Genomic DNA, 18,345 nt, shown 5'->3' with positions numbered 1-18,345 from the left:
ATGTTTTTGCGCCCGCAGCCCGTTTATTCCGAGAGGCAACGCAACTGAAAACCATAGCCGTGACTGACTGCGTAGTCCGGCATGAGGAACTGCACCCGAAACTCCAAAAGCATGCTGTTGATCCCGCTTGTGGCAGTAGTCCAACTGTAGCCCTGGTTGCCGACGCCGCCCGTAAGGCCCGAGTGTGCATTGCGGTAGCCCGGGGCGTTTTACGAGTCCGCCCGGGGCCTGTCAAGCGTCGATCACCCCCGAACCCACCAATTCCCCGTTCGGTGCATACCACGCCGCGAACTGCCCCGCCGTTACCCCCCGTTGCGGTTCGGCGAAGTCGACGATCCCCCACCCGTCGTCATCGACCCGAAGAGTCGCCCGTTGCAGCGGCTGCCGGTAACGAATCCGCACCAGATACTCGCGCGGCGCGGTATCTCCGGCCGTCGGCGCCAAGTCCGGCCGCACCCAGTGCATCTCCTCCGGACGAATCCGCAGCCCCCTCCGGTAGAGTCCCGGATGTCTCTCGCCCATGCCGACGTAGACGATATTGGCGTCCACATCCGTCGCGATGACAAAAAGCGGTTCCGGTTTCCCCCCCACCTTCAACCTCTTGCGTTGTCCGATCGTGTAGAAATGGGCCCCGTTATGCTCGCCCACTTGGGTTCCGTCGTTTTCGTGATAGGCATAAGGGGCATACGGGTCGTGTCCCGCCTCCGCGTATCCTGCCCAATCCGCCGGAATTTCGACGATAGCTCCGCCCGGCCGTGCCGCTAATTTCTGTTGCAGAAAGACCGGCAAGTCGACCTTCCCGACAAAACAAATCCCCTGAGAATCTTTGCGTTCCGCCGTGGCCAGCCCCTGCTCCGCCGCAATGCGCCGCACTTCGGGCTTTTCTAAGTCTCCGATGGGAAACAGTGCCTTCGCGAGTTGCTCCTGATTGAGCTGGCAGAGGAAATAACTCTGGTCTTTGTTGTGGTCGTCGCCCGCAATCAGGCGGTGATACGTCTGCCCGTCCGCCGGGCTGACCACCGTGTCCGTCTTGCAGTAGTGCCCCGTGGCCACATAATCGGCCCCCAGCTCCAGAGCCGCCTTCAGAAAGGCGTCGAATTTGATCTCGCGGTTGCACAGCACGTCCGGGTTCGGCGTCCGCCCCCGTCCGTACTCGGCGAACATATAGTCCACCACTCGTTGGCGATACTGCTCGCTGAGGTCGATGAAGTGGAATTCGATGTCGAGTTTCTTGGCCACCAGTTCGGCGAAAACGCGGTCGTCGTACCACGGACAGTCGCCGGCCAGCGTGCCGGTGGTGTCGTGCCAGTTGCGCATGAACATCCCCACGACCTCGTAGCCCTGCTCCTTGAGCACCCACGCCGCGACGCTCGAATCGACCCCTCCCGACAGCCCCACCACCACACGTTGCTTATGTTTCGGTCTGTTGTTTTCCATAGCGTTTCGAATCATTCCGGTTCGGAACAACCCCAAAGATAACGTTTTTCGGCGGGAATTTCGTTTCGGACGATCGGCGAAACCGACTCCGATTTTTTTCGGGCGAGCCCCGAAAAATATTACCTTTGTTTACCAGAAAGAATCACTCGTCAAAGCATCGCGTTATGCCGAAAATTTCGCAGACCGGCCTCCACGTGCCGGCCTCTCCCATCCGAAAACTCGTCCCGTATGCCGAGCAGGCCAAACGGCGCGGGGTGCATGTCTATCACCTGAATATCGGTCAGCCGGACATCCCGACACCGGACGAGGCGTTGGCGGCGATTCGGGAGATCGATGTCCGGACGATCGCCTATACCCATTCGGCCGGAATCGGCAGCTATCGGGAGGCCTTGGCGCGGTTCTATACGGAGCGCGGTTTGCCGCTCACGGGGGAGCAGATCATCGTCACCACGGGAGGGTCGGAGGCGATTCTGATGGCGATGATGGCGACGTGCAACCGCGGGGATCAGATCATCGTGCCGGAACCGTACTATGCCAATTACAACGGTTTCGCTATGGAGGCGGGGGTGGAGATCGTGCCGGTGCGCTCTTTTATCGAGGATGATTTCGCTCTGCCGCCGATCGAGGAGTTCGAAAAACGGATCACGCCGAAAACGCGCGGGATATTGATCTGCAATCCGAACAATCCGACGGGGTACCTCTATAGCGAGGAGGAGATTTTGCAGTTGCGGGAGATCGTCTTGCGGCACGACCTGTTTCTGTTGGCGGACGAGGTCTACAGCGATTTCTGTTACAACGGAGCGCGGCATCATTCGGTGCTGGCTTTGGAGGGGCTGGACGAGCATGTGATTATGATGGACTCGATCTCGAAGCGGTTCAGCATGTGCGGTGCGCGGATCGGGGCGTTGGCGAGCCGAAATCCGGCGGTGATCGACGCGGCGTTGCGGATGGGCCAGGCGCGGCTGTGCGCGCCGTATGTGGGCCAGGTGGCGGCCGAGGCGGCGTTGAGGGCGCCGAAGAGCTACTTTACCACGGTGCATGACGAGTACGAGGCACGGCGGAATTTCATGGTCGGGGCGCTGAATCGGATGGAGGGGGTGCGTTGTCCGATGCCTCGGGGGGCGTTCTACGCGATTGCGGAGCTGCCGGTGGACGATGCGGATCGGTTCGCGCAGTGGCTGTTGGAGAATTTCGAGCTGGAGGGGCGGACGGTGATGGTGGCTCCGGCATCGGGCTTCTATTCCGACCCGGCGGCGGGGCGTAGGCAGGTGCGGTTGGCGTATGTCCTGAATATCGACGAGTTGAGGGGGGCTATGGAGGTGCTGGAACGGGCTTTGAAGGTCTATCCGGGCCGTTGCTGATCGCATGTCGATGATCTTGCATTCTTTATTCATTGCCCTGTATAGAACTGTTCTCTTTGTGAACAACCGACGCTGCCAGCGAATCCAGAGGCCGTTTACGGACTATGGTAAGGGGCGAGGAGGAAGGCGAAGCCAAACTTTAGAGCGCATCCCTGCGGGATGCTCTGGCCGTGTCTGCCCGATTGGGTTGGGCTGGATTTTCGGCGGGCGCGCTAATAATGGGCAAGAACCCCACGCGCGCCGCGCCTGAAAATCCCAGCCCAACGAACAAGGCGGAGATAACCCGTGGTCGTCCCATGGGGACGACCTCTGCAAAAGTTCTTTGGGTACCTTTCTTGAAGGAAAGGTACGGTTCCGTCCGGCACAAAGAGATAGAATACAAAAATCGATGATGCAATATCCGACGATCGGACGATACGTCGAGACCCTTTCGAATCCCGATGGGCTATTTCGCAGCCTGTCGGGACTTTCTGTATCCCATCCCGTCGAATTCTCGGCCGGAGCCTACGGCGCAGTTTTCCGTGTCGAAGTAGACCGGCGGCCCCACGCCTTGAAATGCTTTACGCGCCACCAGCCCGGTCGGGCAGACGCCTATCGGCGTATTGTGCGGGCCCTGAACCAGGCCCGGCTTGGAGGCGGAGCAGGCGAGCGGCATCTCGTTTCGGTCGAGTGGTTGGACGACGAGATGATCGTTTTCGACGACGACGATCGGGCAGCCCGTTTTCCCGCCCTGCTGATGGAGTGGGCCGACGGAGAGACCCTGACGAAACGGATGGCCGCAGCCGTTGCCGCAGCCGATACGGAAGAGTTGAAACGGTTGTCCGAAGCTTTCGACCGGCTGGCCTTGTGGCTCTTGTCGCAACCCTTCGCCCACGGCGACCTGAAACCCGACAACCTGATCGTCCGTCCCGACGGCGAATTGACCCTGATCGATTACGACGGTCTCTATCTGCCCGAGATGGCCGGCGAGCGGGCACGGGAGAACGGAACCGAAGGGTTTAGGCTGCCGGATCGCGGCGGCAGCGTGTTCGACGAGCGGATAGACGACTTTGCGATCGCTCTGATTAGCCTGACATTGCGGGTTTTGGCCCGTTGGCCCGAGCTGTACGACCGGTTCCGTCCTTCGACCGGCATGTTGTTCGAACCGGCAGCATTGGTGGCGGGCCGTTGTCCGGTCGACGATTTTCTTCGGCATACCGAGTGGGCTGCCGACCCCTTGTTGGTGGCCCTGAAGCGGGGTGAAGCACGCATCGAGAGGTTGGCCGAGCTATTGGCCGGAGAGGCTGCGCCGGTGGTTGCGTATGATTACTGCGGCGAAGCGGGACGCGAGGGGATCCGGCTGGTGCGCAGGGGAGGGAAGTACGGTTTTGCGGCGATCGACGGGACATTGGTGGCGGAGTGTCGTTATGACCGGGCCCGTGATTTTGCGGAAGGGGCTGCGGCAGTGTCTCTGGAGGGCCGGTGGGGCTTTGTCGGGATTGACGGAGCGTGGTTGCGGGAGCCGGAGTACGACGATTGCGGCGACTTTTCCGAAGGCATCGCGCCGGTCTGCATCGGCGGCCGGTGGGGGTTTGCGGATGGCGAGTTTCGGCTCTTGTCGCGGCCTCGGTTCGACGATGCGTGGTCGTTTTCGAAGGGGAGGGGATTGGTGCGGAAAGGCGATCGGTATGGGTATGTCGGGCCGGACGGACGGATGGCGATTCCGGCACGTTACGATTTCGCGCAACGGTTTTCCGAAGGGGCGGCTTGTGTGATGATGAACGGATTGTACGGCTTTATCGACCGTCGGGGACGGTGGATCGTAGAGCCGACTTTCGACTACGCCCGGTCAAAACATGCCGGGCGGGCCTATGTCGAGCGCGACGGGAGAGGGTACGAAATCGAGTTGTAAGGCATATGAAAAAGCGGGCGATTCTTTTATGTAAAAGAATCGCCCGCTTCGGTTTTAATTGAAGTGTGCGTGTCACGCCCTGTTCCGAATGTACTCGTCGATCGCTTTGGCCGCCTGTCGGCCCGCTCCCATGGCCAGAATGACCGTCGCTGCACCCGTCACCGCATCGCCTCCGGCAAAAACTCCCTCCCGGCTCGTCGCCCCCAGGTCGCTCGCTTCGATGCAGCCGCGGCGCGTCACCTCCAACCCCGGCGTAGTCGCCGCAATCAACGGATTGGGCGAAGTCCCGAGGGCCATAATCACCACGTTGCAAGGGATGTCGAACTCCGACCCCTCGACCGTCACCGGCGACCGCCGACCCGATTCGTCCGGCTCGCCCAGCTCCATCCGCACGCACCGAATGCCTGTCACCCAGCCCTGTTCGTCGCCGACGATCTCCACCGGGTTGGTCAGCATCCGGAACTCGATCCCCTCCTCCTTGGCGTGGTGCACCTCTTCGCGCCGGGCCGGCAGCTCGGCCTCCGACCGCCGGTAGACGATAAAGGCCTCGGCGCCCAGCCGTTTCGCCGTCCGCACGGCATCCATCGCCACATTCCCCCCGCCGACCACCACCACCCGGTCGCCCGTATAGATCGGTGTGTCGTACTGTTCGTCATAGGCGTGCATCAGGTTCGTGCGGGTCAGAAACTCATTGGCCGAGACCACCCCGTTGAGGTTCTCGCCCGGAATGCCCATGAACCGCGGCAGCCCTGCTCCCGAGCCGATAAAGACCGCTTCGAACCCCTCTTCGTCCATCAACTGATCCACCGTCACCGTCCGTCCCACCACCACGTCCGTCTCGATCTTCACCCCTAACCGGCGTACATTTTCGATCTCCGGTTCCACTACTCCCTTTTTCGGCAGCCGGAATTCCGGAATCCCGTACTCCAGCACCCCGCCCGGCCGGTGAAGCACCTCGAAAATCGTCACCTCGTATCCTAATTTGGCCAAATCCGCCGCACAAGCCAGCCCCGCCGGCCCTGAACCCACCACGGCCACTCGATGCCCGTTGCCCGGTGCTGCTTCGGCCAGCGTCAGATGGTGCTCCCGTCCCCAGTCTCCCACGAAGCGTTCCAGCTTGCCGATCGCTACCGGCTCGCCCTTTACGCCCAGAATGCACGATCCTTCGCACTGATTCTCCTGCGGACACACCCGTCCGCAGACCGACGGCAGCAGCGAGTCGCGGGCGATCACCCGCGCCGCTGCGGCGATGTCGCCTTCGACAATGCAGCGGATGAAGTCCGGTATCCCGACCGATACCGGGCACGCCTCGACGCATCGCGGTTTTTTACAGCCGAGGCACCGGCTCGCCTCCAACGTCGCCTCGTCGAGGTCGTAGCCGTAGCAGACCTCTTCGAAATTGGTCGCCCGCACTTTCGGGTCTTGCTCCCGTACGGGAACTCTGGGTATCTTGTTCGCCATGTTCGTTAATTTTCAAATCGTTACAACCCGATATTACACTTGTGTCCCGCTGCGCGTTCGGCTTCGATCGCCTTTTTCCGCTCTTCGATCGTGCGGTACATGCCCTGTCGCCGCATCGCTTCGTCGAAATCGACCTGATGGGCGTCGAATTCCGGCCCTTCGACGCAGGCGAAGCGGGTCTTCCCGCCGACGGTCACCCGGCAGGCGCCGCACATCCCGGTGCCGTCCACCATCAGGGTGTTGAGGCTCACGATGGTCGGTATGTGGAGCTCTTTGGTGGTCAGGGCGACGAATTTCATCATGATCATCGGCCCGATGGCTACCACGCAATCGAAATGTTTCCCGTCGTTCACGACGAGCTCTTTCAGGAGGTTGGTTACAAGGCCTTTGTATCCTTTCGAACCGTCATCGGTAGCGATGTGTACGTTCGGGGTCAGGGCGCGGAACTCCTCTTCGAGCAGGACGAGGCTTTCGTTCTTGGCGCCGATAATGACGTCGGCCTGAATGTCCCGTTCGGCGAGCCATTTGACTTGCGGATAGACCGGTGCGGCGCCCAATCCGCCTGCGACGAAGAGAAATTTCGTGGCGGCGAGTTTCTTGGGGCTATAGTGGATGAATTCGGACGGGTGTCCGAGCGGCCCGACGAAGTCGGCGAAGCTGTCTCCCTCTTCGAGGGTGACGATCCGCATGGTGGAGGCTCCGATGGCCTGAATGACGATGGTTACGGTGCCTCGTTCGGCGTCGTAGTCGCAGATGGTCAGGGGAATCCGTTCGCCTTTTTCGTCTACGATGACGATCAGGAATTGTCCGGGCAGTGCGGCCCGGGCCACGCGCGGCGCTTCGACTTCCATCAGGTAGATGGCGGGTGCGAGCAGCCGTTTTTTCAGGATGCGAAACATATCGGTCTAAGAGTCGTTGTTTTTCGAATGACGGGGACAAAGGTAAGGAATTGGGCGGTATCTGCCTACGGAGCGGTCTTCGGATGTTGGATTCTTAACGGGTTTGTTGAATTTTGTTGGATTTATGGCGGCCGGGCAGGCTGCGTGGAGTCGAGGCTTCCGCGCGTTTTTTTGTGGAGGCTGTCATAGCGAAACGTAGTTTCGCTCGTCCCGCCGGGGTCACCCGGACGCCGCCCGCGCAGGGCAGTTTCAGGCGGGTCAAAGCTCGACCGCGCGCGACCGCTGGAGAAGGAAATCATTCAAACGCGTTGTTCGCGTTTGAATAAGATTTCCGCCAGCGCGCGGACAGAGAACGGAGGTAGAGGCGGCCAGTGGAAATGCGTAAGCATTTCCCGTCCACGGGACGTGGGGCCCGGCCGGCCCGAGGCCAGTCCCCTCAAACCAAATCGCGCGTCCCGCCTAAAGGAGCGATTCAACTATTTCGGCGGTGAGCCGAAATAGAATGAATCGCGTAAGGCGCGCGAAAAAGCGGCGGAGCGACAGCGGAGCCGCAGTGAGGCGGACACGGGGCGGAGAATTGGGCTGAACACTTGCGGCTCTTTGAGCCGCGCAGTCCGCCGCCCCAGCAGGCGGAGGACTACAACTCGTCGGAGCTCGTTGCTGCTCTCCGCTGGCGGCGAACAGCTTTAAAAGAGACGAATGGGCCGTGCTCTTGCGGTTCGCAGAACCGCGCGGGCCGGAGCCTGCCCACGGTCGGCCCGCAACACGCCGCTTGCGCGTCGAGAGTTGCTGTTCCTCCCGGGCGTCCGACCCACCAAGGTCAAACCAAAGTAGGGTAGAGGCTGCCAGCAAAAACTGTTCAGTCCCGTTTATTCCGAGAGGCAGCGCAACTGAAAACCGTAGGCGCGGCTGTCTCTGTGCTGTGGAATGAACCAGGTCGTATAAAAGCCCAAAAACGTACCGTCAGTCGAATGAGAGGTGGACGACCAATGGTAACCGCCTCGACCAACGTACATCGGTTCTCCGAATCTTCCGTAGTCGCCTGCGTCGCGGAGGCCCGGGGCGGGGACGCTCAGCACTTGAGTCGGGCCGCCTCTACCCCATGTTTGCACGGTTCCCGTTTATTCCGAGAGGCAACGCAACTGAAAACCGCCGCCGCGATTGTCCGAGTAGCTGGGGTAAAGGTGGTGCGTACTGAAATTCAAGTCCAGCCCGCAGATGCCATCCCCCGCTGATGATAAGCTATAGCCGTATCCGCCGACGCCACCTGGCATGCCAGAGGAGGGACTGCGGTAGCCCGGGGCGGTAGCTTTTCGATATCGAATCAAGGAAAAAACAGTATATTTGCCTAACATTAGAAAACCATTCGATTCTCAATTATCCCCTCCAAGGCAGAGAAGCCCCATGAATACCGATACAGCTCTCCTCACCGCAGCGAAAAAACTCCCCGAGAGAACCGTCGAACGCTTGAGCGAATATCGCCGCATGCTGCTGGAGTGCTTGAAACAGGGGAAGACCCATATCTATTCCCACGAACTCGCTTCGATGCACGGCATTACCGCCGTGCAAGTGCGGCGCGACCTGATGCTCATCGGATTCAGCAGCGACACCAAAAAAGGCTACGATGTGGAGGTGCTCATCGACTTTATCGGCACCATTCTCGATAGTTCGGCCGGGTTGAACGTCGGCGTCATCGGGATGGGGAATCTCGCTCAGGCCGTGACCCACTATTTTAACGGGAAACGATCCAAACTGCGCATCACCGCCGCTTTCGACGTCGATCCGGGCAAAGTGGGACATACCGTGGCAGGGGTGCCGTGCTATCATATGGAGACCTTTGCCGAGACCGCCCGGAGGCTCGATATTCGGATCGTGATCCTCACTTCGCCCTCCTCCGTGGCGGCAGGGATGGTCGAGCCCATTACCGAAGCCGGAATACGCGGGGTGCTCAATTTCACCTCGACCCCTCTTAATTTTCCGGACGATATCTATGTCGAAGATTACGACATCATTACCCTGTTGGAAAAAGTAGCCTATTTTTCCAAAGGAGACTTTTCGGACTCCGTTGCGGTGCAGGATTAATTTCGGAGGAGGGAACCTCTCATGGAAGTGCATTACGGATTCGAAAACCTGCCCGCGTTCACTCGCACGGCCGTCGCCGTGGGATCGTTCGACGGCGTCCACCGCGGACATCGGCTGCTGATCGACCGGTTGAACGTGGCGGCCCGCGATACGTTGGGACAGGAGGGAACGTCGGTCGTCGTGACCTTCGATCCGCACCCTCGGTTCGTGCTGCGGGGAGAGAATCGGCTGTTGAGCACGCTGCCCGAAAAACTCGACCTGCTGGCCGAGACCGGAATCGGACATGTCGTGGTCGTCCGTTTTACCCCGGAGTTCAGTCGGATCGACAGCGAAACCTTTACGCGCGACTATCTGGGAGGGTTGTTGCGGGCCCAAATCGTCCTCTCCGGCGAAGGACACCATTTCGGACACGACCGCTCCGGGTCGATCGAAGCGTTGGAACGGGACGGTATTCATACAGCCAACCTGGGGCGGTACGAAGCGATCAGTTCGACCGCGATCCGGGGAGCGATCGAGGCCGGAGAGATCGAGAGGGCCGACCGGATGCTCGGTGCGCCTTACCTGATTCGGCGGGATACGCTTTCCGATCCGACGAAACTGCTTCCGCCGGCGGGTGAATATCGAGTCTGTTTCCCCGATTGCGGTTCGGGCGAGGAGCGTCTGTACATCGACTCTTCGCTGGCCGGTAGGCAGGATTTGCCGCTCCGCGTCCGAGTGCTTGGAAAATAACGGCAGATCGTTTATATTTGTTCATAGATCGAACCTCGTTCGCAGCGGGCGCCCCATTGCTCTTTGCCGATGAAAGAAACGAATAAACTTTACACAATATGCGACTGATCATCGAACCCGATTATGCCCACCTTTCGCGTTGGGCGGCCAATTACATTGCGCACAAAATCAACGCTTTCGCTCCGACGGCTGATAAGCCGTTCGTTCTGGGGCTGCCTACCGGCTCCACGCCGCTGGGGACGTACAAAGAGTTGATCGCGCTTCATAAGGCCGGGAAGGTCTCGTTTGCCAACGTGGTGACTTTCAATATGGACGAATATTGCGGGATTCCGAAAGAACATCCGCAGAGCTACTATACGTTCATGTGGAGCAACTTTTTCAACCACGTCGATATCAAACCCGAAAACGTCAATATCCTGAACGGCAATGCGGCGGATCCGGCGGCGGAATGTGCGGCTTACGAGGCTAAAATCGAGTCTCTGGGGGGGATTCAGCTCTTTATGGGCGGGATCGGGCCGGACGGTCATATCGCTTTCAACGAACCGGCATCGTCGCTGATGTCGCGGACGCGGATGAAGACTTTGACGCTGGATACCATTATCGCCAACTCCCGGTTTTTCGATAACGACGTCAATAAAGTGCCGAAAACGGCGCTCACGGTGGGTGTGGGGACGATTATGGCGGCTCGGGAGGTGTTGATCCTCGTGAACGGGCATGGGAAGGCGCGGGCCCTGCGGCACGGGGTGGAAGAGGGGATCAATCACATGTGGACGATCAGTGCTTTGCAGCAGCATCCGCACGGGATTATCGTGTGCGACGAAGATGCTACTTCGGAGTTGAAGGTCGGTACCTATAAATACTTCAAAGACATCGAGAGTCGGAATCTCGATCCGGCGACACAGTTGTAGTTTCTCGATTGGGGCAACATGGCATCCGCCTTTTCTCTGCCGGTTTTGGGCCGGTAGCAGAAGAGGCGGATTTTTTTGTGAGCAGACTTTCTGTAGGATTTCCCCGGCGTGCGAACAATGGATTGGGCTGAGGCTGTCGCGAGTTATTGGGGTAGAGGCTGCTATTTGCCCACTGCGGGCACGCGGGGCCTGCCCGGCCCGAGGGCAGTCTCCTCCTGTAGCCAAAGCCGCGCGCCGCCGCTTGAAGAAGTGATTCATTCTATTTCGGCGTGAGCCGAAATAGAATGAATCGCGTAAGGCGCGCGAAAACGCGGCGGAGCGGTAGCGGAGCCGCAGTGAGGCTGACACGGGGCGGAGAACTGGGGCGAGCTTGGGGCTGTGCTCTTGCGACCCTTTAGGGTCGCGCGGGCCGCAGCCTCCCGCAGCGGAGGCCCGCAACTCGTGAAGCTCGTTTTGGGCCCCGCAGGCTTCGTCCGCTTGAACTGAGAGCGAATAGCGCGATTCCGAGAGGAATCGCCGTCCTTGGCGAGGACGACGCTTTAGCGGCGCGTGGGGGGGCGCGCCGAGGACGAATTTCGCAGAATGGGGCGGTGCAGTTGCGGTTCGCAGAGCCGCGCGGGCCGGAGCCATCTCCGGCGTAGGGCCGCAACTCGCGATCCTCGTTGCACCCACGCTGGCTCCGTTCGCCAAATCAAGCCGGATAGGGTAGACACGGCCATCTTTCGCGTGCCTCTCGTCCCCGTTTATTCCGAGAGGCACCGCAACTGAAAACCGCAGACGCGGACGTTCGCGTCGTTGGGATAGAGATATTGCGTACTGAAATTCAAATACGTGCCACGATAGTAGTCGCCCGAATCGTAGAACGCGGACGACCAGCTGAATCCGACTTCGCTGACATTGCCCAGTACGCCATGAGATCCTGCGCGGAAGCCCGGTGCGGTGCTGCTCGGCCCCCGTTTATTCCGAGAGGCAGCGCAACTGAAAACCGTAGGCGCGATGGCTCGCGTTGCTGGGATTGAAGTAATATGGCCGGAAAGCTAAATAGAAGGCTGAAATTTGGCTGATCGATGAAGACCTGCTTGCTCCGTGTTCTCCGGCGCTGTCCATCGAGCCTGAGTTGGCGTGGCGGAAGCCCGGGGCGGTACCGCTCGGCACGCGAACCGGCTTTTCTCTGCCTTAATGGCCCCTCTACCCTAAGTGCCTCTACCCAAACAATCGGGAGTCTCGGGCTCCATCTGCGGTAGGCAGGGCCACTAAAAGACGCTGTGTGTCCCCGTTTATTCCGAGAGGCAACGCAACGGAAGACCGTGGCCACGGCTGTCCACGCTGCCGGGATCGAGATCCTGCGAGTGGAACCACAAGAACACGCCGTTAGTCCTGCTAAGAGCGGAAGACCAACTGTACCCGCTGCCGCCGACGCCCGTCAGAATACCCGTATCTCGATTGCGGAAGCCCAGGGCGGCGAAGCTGTTCTGTTGCGGGAAAAAAAAAGAGCGTCAGGATTTTATCTCCTGACGCTCTTTCGATGATATCCGAAGCGCGAAGCGGTTACCTCACCTGTAAAGTCAATGTCGCCCCCCTGACACCCGGTGCCGTCGCTTCGAAAACGATCTTACCCGGAGCCTCCGCACTCTGGACAATCGCCGTCAGCTGGCCGCTGAAGAGCTTCATCTGCGGCAGGTGGAACAGCTCCAGCGACGCCGGATTCCCATTCGCCGCCGCCCGGTAGCTCCCTGCGCCCTTCACCTTGAATTTGATCTCGCGCGTATCGTCCGGACACAAGTTGCCATCCCGATCCACCACCCGCACGTTGATAAACGAAAGATCCCGGCCCGTCGCATCCAGCACCGTGCGATCCGCCGTCAGTTCAATACGATACGGTTTGCCGGCCGTATGTATCTCCTCGGTCGCCACCGCCCGGCCCGTCGAGTCGTAAGCCACCACACGCACCGTCCCCGGCTCATATTTCGTATCCATCCACATCAGCCGATAGCGTTTCTGCCGTTCGAACGATGCCTGCGCCTCCTTCGTATAAGAACCCTCCACCTTGATCGTCGTATCTTTTGTGCGAATCCCCTGGCTCACCCCATTGATAAAGAGCTCGGCCGACGGGTAATTCGTGTAGACGAAGACCGGAATCGTATCTCCGATCCGTTCCTCCGGCCACGTCCAGTGCGGCAGGATATGCAGCGTCTCGGCAGAAGGGTTCCAATGGCTGCGATAGAGGTAATAGCGGTCTTTCGGAATCCCCGCCAGGTCGATGATGCCGAACAGCGAACTGTGGCTCGGCCAATTCGTATAGTACGGCGTCGGCTCGCCCAGGTAGTCGAATCCCGTCCAGACGAACTCCCCGAAAGCATACGGCAAATCCTCGTGCTGGATGAAATCGTCCTCCGGCAGGTTCGACCACCCGCAGTGTTCCACATCGTATGACGAGGCCTGATGATCCGGATAGGTCTTCATCGCCGCCCGTACCACCGGGAATTTGTAGACCCCGCGCGAACTGACCGTCGATGCCGTCTCCGTTCCCAGAATGATCCGTTGCGGCAGCTTGCGGTAGTTTTCCGGGTACATGAACGGCCGGTAGTTGAATCCCGGCACTTCCATCACCGCCGCGAAGTTGTTGTTGATCACCGCCCCCGGATTGTCCATCCCCTGCGTCACCGGCCGCGTCGGGTCTTCGCGGTGCGCGATCGACTGCAACCAGTGCGCGATCTTCGCCCCGTGTTCCATCCCCTGTTCCGGCACCTCGTTGCCGATGCACCACATCACCACGCTCGGCGCGTTGCGGTAATGCCGGATCACATTGACCAAGTCTTTTTCCGCCCACGCGTCGAACAGCCGGTTGTAGCCGTTCTGGCACTTCGGCGACCGCCACTCGTCGAACGTCTCGACCATCAGCATCATCCCCATTTCGTTGCAAGCCCGCACCAGCTCCGGCGCCGGCATGTTGTGCGACGTGCGGATCGCATTGGCCCCCATGTCTTTCAGCATCCGCACCTGTCGCCGGATCGCCGCCTCGTTCACCGCCGCCCCCAACGGCCCCAGGTCGTGGTGGTTGCAGACCCCCTTGAAAACCGTTTTCCTGCCGTTGAGGTAGAACCCGTCGTCCGGCCGCACCTCGATCGTCCGAATCCCGAACGGCGTGCTGTATTCGTCCTTCAGATCGTTCCCCTCATACAACTTCGACACCGCCGTGTAAAGCACCGGATTCTCCAAATCCCACAACGCCGGATTATCGACCACGAAATCCTGTACAAAAACGCCCCCGTCGTACTCGCTGAGTTTCGAAGTCGCCCCCGTCACCACACGCCCCGCACTGTCCAGAATCTCGGTCGCCAACCGATAACGGTTCGGCTCGAATCCCTCCGGCAACACCACCTCCGTCTTCAAGTTGACCTTCGCAAAACGGTCGTTCACCTCCGGCGTGGTCACATACGTCCCCCAAACCGGAATATGTGCCCCGTCGGTCACCACCACATGCACGTTCCGATATAAGCCCGCTCCCGGATACCACCGCGACGACTCCGGCAGGTTCTCCAGCCGCACTGCCACCGTATTATTCATCCCGTCGGCATTCAGGTACGGCGTCACATCGAAATAGAACGAGTTGTAGCCGTACGGCCACTCCCCCGCCTTTTTGCCATTGACCCACACCTGCGCGCCGCTCATCGCCCCGTCGAACTGCAAAGTGACACGTTTATCCTGTTTCGCGCCGAACTCCGGCACGTCGAACCTCGTCCGGTACCATCCGGCGCCCACGAACGGCAGACCGCCCGTTCGTCCGGCATGTTCGCTGGGCTCGACCTGTCCGTCCTGCACGATGGCGACGTTCTGTCGGTCGTTGTTCGGGTTGAACGGCCCGTAGATCGCCCAGTCGTGCGGTACCGTGACACGCTGCCACCGGCTGTCGTCGTAGTCCGTGCGGACGGCGGTTGAGTCGTCGGTGCGGGTGAATCGCCACCCCTTTTCCAGCAGGAATTCGCGCCGGTCGGCCCGAGCGTTCGGCGAGCCCAAGCACCAGAGCCCGAGGGCCAAAAGCAAATAATGTTTCGTTTTCATCTTCGAACGGTTGGTTTTCGGGTAAAGATAACGATTTTATCGTTGCAAATTTCGTCGGCGGGCCTCCCGGCCGGGAGATTTATTTGCGGATTCGGCCTGGAATCCCTATCTTCGCCGCCGTAAGCAGGCGCACACTTCTGCGCGTCGCCGAGAGGCTCCGGTGGTGGAATGGTAGACACGAAGGACTTAAAATCCTTTGGCCATTGCGGCTGTGCGGGTTCAAGTCCCGCCCGGAGTACCCGACGGGCGGTCGATCGACGGATCGACCGCCCGTTTTGTTTTCGGCTAAGAACGGATTTTAGAGCCACTTCCGAAAAAATGTGCCTCTCCGTCGATCAGAAAAGAGCCGGGAGGGCTTGCATTTCGCGGGATTTTACTATTTTTGGCCCCGAAAACTTAACCAAACATCATTATGAAACAACTGCTCGAAAAGATCGCCGCTGAGATTGCGAACTTTCAGGAAAACGCTGCTTTGCAGAGCGAAAAAGGGAACAAAGCTGCCGGGACGCGTGCGCGTAAAGCTACGCTGGAACTGACCAAACTGATGAAAGAGTTCCGTCAGGTATCGCTCGAAGAATCGAAGAAGTAAGGCGATTTTTGCGACTCGCAAAAAATGCGACGAGCGCTTTTCCGACCCGGTCGGAAAAGCGCTCGTTCTTTATACACAGGCGCAGAGGGCCGTGCTGCATGGCAGCCCGCTACAGCAAAGCCTTGATGTCCCGGATGATCCGTTCGGCCAACGCCTCGGCCGCCGCCTTGTCCCGGCTCTCGGCATAGATCCGGATGATGGGCTCCGTATTCGATTTGCGCAGGTGCACCCACTCGGTCGGAAAGTCGATCTTCACCCCGTCGATGTCGTTCACCTTTTCCGACGCATACTTCGCCTTCATCTTCGCCAGAATGCCGTCCACGTCCGTCCCCGGCACCAGATCGATCCGGTTTTTCGAAATGTAGTAAGCCGGGTAGGTCGCTTTCAGTTCCGACAGCTTTTTACCCGTCTTCGCCAGATAGGTCAGCAGCAAAGCCACCCCGACCAGCGCGTCCCGTCCGCTGTGCAACGCCGGATAGATCACCCCGCCGTTCCCCTCGCCGCCGATGACGGCATTCGTCTCGCGCATCTTCGTCACCACGTTCACCTCGCCCACCGCCGCCGCGGCATACGACCCGCCGTAACGTGCCGTTACGTCCGCCAGTGCCCGCGACGAGCTCAGGTTCGACACTGTATTACCCGGCGTCTGCGACAGCACGTAGTCCGCCACCGCCACCAAGGTGTATTCTTCGCCGAACATCGTCCCGTCTTCGTTGATCAGCGCCAGTCGGTCTACGTCCGGATCGACCACGATCCCCAAATCCGCCCCCACGGCCGGCACGCAGGCCGAAATCTCGGTCAGGTGTTCCGGAATCGGTTCCGGGTTGTGCGCGAACCGACCGTCCGGCGTACAGTTCAGCTCCACCACTTCGACCCCCATCGCCTTCAGCAGCTCCGGCATCACGACGCCTCCCACCGAATTGACCGCATCCACCACCACCTTGAACTTCGCGTTCCGCACCGCCGCCACGTCCACCAACGGAAGCGCCAGCACGGCATCGATATGCTGCCGGTCGTACGACTCCCGGGAGACGACGCTCCCGATGCCGTCGATTTCGGCGAACGCATATCCGTCCGTCTCCGCAATCTCCAGCACCCGCGCCCCTTCGGCCGCATTGAGGAATTCACCCTGCCGGTTGAGCAGTTTCAGGGCGTTCCACTGCTTCGGGTTGTGGCTGGCCGTGAGGATGATCCCGCCGTCCGCCCCGTGCCCCGTCACCGCCATCTCGGTGGTGGGGGTCGTCGCCAGTCCGATCGCAATCACATCCACGCCGCAGGCCATCAGCGTCCCTTCGACGATATCGGACACCATCGCGCCCGAAAGCCGTGCGTCGCGTCCCACCACGACCCGCAGTCTCCGTCCCGCCTGCACCGCTTCCGGCGTCTGTTCGGCCAGCCACCGGCTGTACGAAGCCGTGAATTTCACTAAATCGAGTGGCGTCAGTGCATCGCCCGGCGTACCGCCGATCGTGCCGCGAATCCCCGAGATGGATTTGATCAGAGTCATGATTATAAACCGTTTTTGTTTTAAATTAAGTGGCAAGTTAGTAATTTAGCCGGACTTATCGTCGCTCAGTTTATGCAATTCGGTACATTTTTTCGGGAAAATCTGCGTCTTTCGTTCGCTTCGATCGTCGGCAACCGGCTCCGTTCGATCCTGACGATCACCATCATTGCGATCGGGATTCTGTCGTTGGTGGGGATCGTCACGGCCATCGAGTCGATCAAGGAGAGCCTGGTCGAGTCGTTCGCTTCGATGGGCACCAACAACTTTTCGATCCGCGACCGGCAGATGTTCAGTATGGGCCGCAACGTGCGTACCCGGAACGACAATTTCATTCCGTACAAACAGGCCTGCGAGTTCCGCGACCGTTTCGAACTTCCTGCCACCGTCTCGTTGTCGATGTATCTGGGCGGCGGGGCGACGGCGCGGTACGGGTCGAACGAGACTAACCCGAACCTGACGGTCGCGGCGTTCGATGAAAACGGGTTGCAGAATGCCGGTCTGGAGCTGGCCGAGGGGCGCAGTTTCTCCAAACAGGAGGTCGAGCGCGGCGATGGGGTCATTATCATCGGGAGCAAGATCGCCGAACAGCTTTTTCCGAACGGCGAGCGGCCGGTCGGGAAAATGATTACGGTTTCGGACAGCCGCTACGAGGTGATCGGGGTGCTGGCTTCCCGGGGCAGTAACTTCGGGATGAACAACAATGAGGGGTTGCGGACGATCGTTCCGATTACGACGGCGCAGCGGACTTTCTCCTGGATTCGGGCCAGCACGGCGATTACGGTGACTCCGGCCGATCCGCGGCTGTTGGATTTGGCGATGAGCGAGGCGGAGGGGTTGTTCCGTTCGATCCGGCGGCTGGGAGCGAACGAAGCGGCGGATTTCGAGGTGGAACGGAGCGATGCGATGATCGAGTTGTTGGCCAACGATTTGGCGACGGTCACGCTGGTGGCGTCGATCGTGGGGATTATCACGCTGCTGGGCGCGGCGGTGGGGTTGATGAACATCATGCTGGTGGCGGTCAATGAGCGGACGCGCGAGATCGGTACGCGGATGGCGTTGGGGGCCAAACCGCGGATGATCCGGCAGCAGTTTCTCTTCGAGTCGATCCTGATCAGCCAGTTGGGAGGCGTCTGCGGCATGGTACTGGGGATCGGATGCGGCAATCTGATCGCTCTCGTGACGGACGGGGCTTTCGTGGTGCCTTGGGGGTGGCTGCTGATCGGGCTGGGGTTGTGTCTGGTGGTGGGGATCGGGTCGGGCTACCTGCCGGCGCGCCGGGCGGCGGGGTTGAATCCGGTCGAGGCGTTGCGGTACGAATAAACGCGATGCGGGCGGCTTGGAATAGGCCGCCCCGGGCTTCCGCCATCGGGATACGGGTACTCCCGGTGATCAGGGTAAATATGGATATAGTTGGTCTTC

General features: G+C 60.0%; 15 protein-coding genes and 1 tRNA gene. 8 read left to right on the top strand and 8 right to left on the bottom strand.

Annotation, left to right across the window (positions count from 1 at the left end; translation table 11 throughout):
• Positions 1 to 231: 231 nt before the first annotated feature.
• Entirely contained in the window at positions 232 to 1,437 is a 1,206-nt protein-coding gene (mnmA, locus tag Q9S52_RS04070; RefSeq protein WP_304708247.1) for a tRNA 2-thiouridine(34) synthase MnmA, read from the bottom strand.
• 164 nt (positions 1,438 to 1,601) lie between these two features.
• Here mnmA and Q9S52_RS04065 point away from each other — a divergent pair, with 164 nt between their 5' ends.
• Together Q9S52_RS04065 and Q9S52_RS04060 are read left to right on the top strand one after the other, a co-directional pair.
• Complete coding sequence (locus Q9S52_RS04065) at positions 1,602 to 2,798, top strand: pyridoxal phosphate-dependent aminotransferase (protein ID WP_304708246.1); 1,197 nt, start codon at positions 1,602 to 1,604, stop codon at positions 2,796 to 2,798.
• A gap of 388 nt (positions 2,799 to 3,186) precedes the next feature.
• A complete protein-coding gene (locus Q9S52_RS04060; protein ID WP_304708245.1) occupies positions 3,187 to 4,689 on the top strand; it encodes a WG repeat-containing protein in 1,503 nt (500 codons plus the stop codon).
• 72 nt (positions 4,690 to 4,761) lie between these two features.
• On the opposite strand, the gene gltA is transcribed toward Q9S52_RS04060, so the two are convergent.
• The 4 genes from gltA to Q9S52_RS04040 form a co-directional block, all read right to left on the bottom strand.
• Entirely contained in the window at positions 4,762 to 6,150 is a 1,389-nt protein-coding gene (gltA, locus tag Q9S52_RS04055; protein WP_300728996.1) for an NADPH-dependent glutamate synthase, read from the bottom strand.
• Positions 6,151 to 6,170: 20 nt separating this feature from the next.
• On the bottom strand, positions 6,171 to 7,049 hold the full coding sequence (locus Q9S52_RS04050) for a sulfide/dihydroorotate dehydrogenase-like FAD/NAD-binding protein (protein WP_304708244.1): 879 nt from the start codon (positions 7,047 to 7,049) through the stop codon (positions 6,171 to 6,173).
• A gap of 869 nt (positions 7,050 to 7,918) precedes the next feature.
• Positions 7,919 to 8,065: a hypothetical protein gene (locus tag Q9S52_RS04045; RefSeq protein WP_297627254.1), complete on the bottom strand. Its 147-nt coding sequence runs from the start codon at positions 8,063 to 8,065 to the stop codon at positions 7,919 to 7,921.
• A gap of 105 nt (positions 8,066 to 8,170) precedes the next feature.
• Positions 8,171 to 8,377, bottom strand: coding sequence for a hypothetical protein (locus Q9S52_RS04040; RefSeq protein WP_297627256.1), 207 nt, complete (start codon positions 8,375 to 8,377; stop codon positions 8,171 to 8,173).
• A 76-nt stretch (positions 8,378 to 8,453) separates the two neighbouring features.
• Between Q9S52_RS04040 and Q9S52_RS04035 the strand changes: the two genes are divergently transcribed.
• From Q9S52_RS04035 to nagB, 3 genes are all read left to right on the top strand, one after another.
• On the top strand, positions 8,454 to 9,131 hold the full coding sequence (locus tag Q9S52_RS04035; RefSeq protein ID WP_297627259.1) for a redox-sensing transcriptional repressor Rex: 678 nt from the start codon (positions 8,454 to 8,456) through the stop codon (positions 9,129 to 9,131).
• Positions 9,132 to 9,152: 21 nt separating this feature from the next.
• Complete coding sequence (locus Q9S52_RS04030) at positions 9,153 to 9,860, top strand: FAD synthetase family protein (protein ID WP_300829380.1); 708 nt, start codon at positions 9,153 to 9,155, stop codon at positions 9,858 to 9,860.
• Positions 9,861 to 9,958: 98 nt separating this feature from the next.
• Positions 9,959 to 10,768, top strand: coding sequence for a glucosamine-6-phosphate deaminase (gene nagB / locus Q9S52_RS04025; protein WP_304708243.1), 810 nt, complete (start codon positions 9,959 to 9,961; stop codon positions 10,766 to 10,768).
• Between the two features lie 957 nt (positions 10,769 to 11,725).
• On the opposite strand, the gene Q9S52_RS04020 is transcribed toward nagB, so the two are convergent.
• Together Q9S52_RS04020 and Q9S52_RS04015 are read right to left on the bottom strand one after the other, a co-directional pair.
• The gene (locus tag Q9S52_RS04020; protein ID WP_294592145.1) at positions 11,726 to 11,923 is read right to left on the bottom strand and encodes a hypothetical protein; all 198 of its coding nucleotides are present in this window, start codon (positions 11,921 to 11,923) and stop codon (positions 11,726 to 11,728) included.
• Positions 11,924 to 12,316: 393 nt separating this feature from the next.
• Complete coding sequence (locus Q9S52_RS04015; protein WP_304708242.1) at positions 12,317 to 14,830, bottom strand: glycoside hydrolase family 2 TIM barrel-domain containing protein; 2,514 nt, start codon at positions 14,828 to 14,830, stop codon at positions 12,317 to 12,319.
• Positions 14,831 to 14,984: 154 nt separating this feature from the next.
• Here Q9S52_RS04015 and Q9S52_RS04010 point away from each other — a divergent pair.
• Positions 14,985 to 15,068, top strand: a tRNA-Leu gene (locus Q9S52_RS04010).
• Positions 15,069 to 15,242: 174 nt separating this feature from the next.
• Entirely contained in the window at positions 15,243 to 15,419 is a 177-nt protein-coding gene (locus tag Q9S52_RS04005) for a histone H1 (protein WP_294592137.1), read from the top strand.
• Between the two features lie 109 nt (positions 15,420 to 15,528).
• Here the strand turns inward: Q9S52_RS04005 and glmM are convergent, their stop codons facing one another.
• Complete coding sequence (glmM, locus tag Q9S52_RS04000) at positions 15,529 to 16,926, bottom strand: phosphoglucosamine mutase (RefSeq protein ID WP_304708241.1); 1,398 nt, start codon at positions 16,924 to 16,926, stop codon at positions 15,529 to 15,531.
• A gap of 72 nt (positions 16,927 to 16,998) precedes the next feature.
• Here glmM and Q9S52_RS03995 point away from each other — a divergent pair, with 72 nt between their 5' ends.
• Positions 16,999 to 18,246 (top strand): ABC transporter permease, encoded by a 1,248-nt coding sequence (locus Q9S52_RS03995; protein ID WP_304708240.1) that lies wholly within the window; start codon positions 16,999 to 17,001, stop codon positions 18,244 to 18,246.
• Positions 18,247 to 18,345 lie beyond the last annotated feature (99 nt).

The organism is uncultured Rikenella sp., from assembly GCF_948810725.1.
Classification (GTDB): domain Bacteria; phylum Bacteroidota; class Bacteroidia; order Bacteroidales; family Rikenellaceae; genus Rikenella.
The sequence above is the reverse complement of the archived record's forward strand: the minus strand, read 5'-3'. Positions and strand labels throughout refer to the sequence as shown.

Excerpts from the sequence above, each read along its gene's own strand:
- mnmA (WP_304708247.1), bottom strand. The coding sequence starts at position 1,437 with ATGGAAAACAACAGACCGAAACATAAGCAACGTGTGGTGGTGGGGCTG.
- Q9S52_RS04065 (WP_304708246.1), top strand. The coding sequence starts at position 1,602 with ATGCCGAAAATTTCGCAGACCGGCCTCCACGTGCCGGCCTCTCCCATC.
- Q9S52_RS04060 (WP_304708245.1), top strand. The coding sequence starts at position 3,187 with ATGATGCAATATCCGACGATCGGACGATACGTCGAGACCCTTTCGAAT.
- gltA (WP_300728996.1), bottom strand. The coding sequence starts at position 6,150 with ATGGCGAACAAGATACCCAGAGTTCCCGTACGGGAGCAAGACCCGAAA.
- Q9S52_RS04050 (WP_304708244.1), bottom strand. The coding sequence starts at position 7,049 with ATGTTTCGCATCCTGAAAAAACGGCTGCTCGCACCCGCCATCTACCTG.
- Q9S52_RS04045 (WP_297627254.1), bottom strand. The coding sequence starts at position 8,065 with ATGTACGTTGGTCGAGGCGGTTACCATTGGTCGTCCACCTCTCATTCG.
- Q9S52_RS04035 (WP_297627259.1), top strand. The coding sequence starts at position 8,454 with ATGAATACCGATACAGCTCTCCTCACCGCAGCGAAAAAACTCCCCGAG.
- Q9S52_RS04030 (WP_300829380.1), top strand. The coding sequence starts at position 9,153 with ATGGAAGTGCATTACGGATTCGAAAACCTGCCCGCGTTCACTCGCACG.
- nagB (WP_304708243.1), top strand. The coding sequence starts at position 9,959 with ATGCGACTGATCATCGAACCCGATTATGCCCACCTTTCGCGTTGGGCG.
- Q9S52_RS04015 (WP_304708242.1), bottom strand. The coding sequence starts at position 14,830 with ATGAAAACGAAACATTATTTGCTTTTGGCCCTCGGGCTCTGGTGCTTG.
- Q9S52_RS04005 (WP_294592137.1), top strand. The coding sequence starts at position 15,243 with ATGAAACAACTGCTCGAAAAGATCGCCGCTGAGATTGCGAACTTTCAG.
- glmM (WP_304708241.1), bottom strand. The coding sequence starts at position 16,926 with ATGACTCTGATCAAATCCATCTCGGGGATTCGCGGCACGATCGGCGGT.
- Q9S52_RS03995 (WP_304708240.1), top strand. The coding sequence starts at position 16,999 with ATGCAATTCGGTACATTTTTTCGGGAAAATCTGCGTCTTTCGTTCGCT.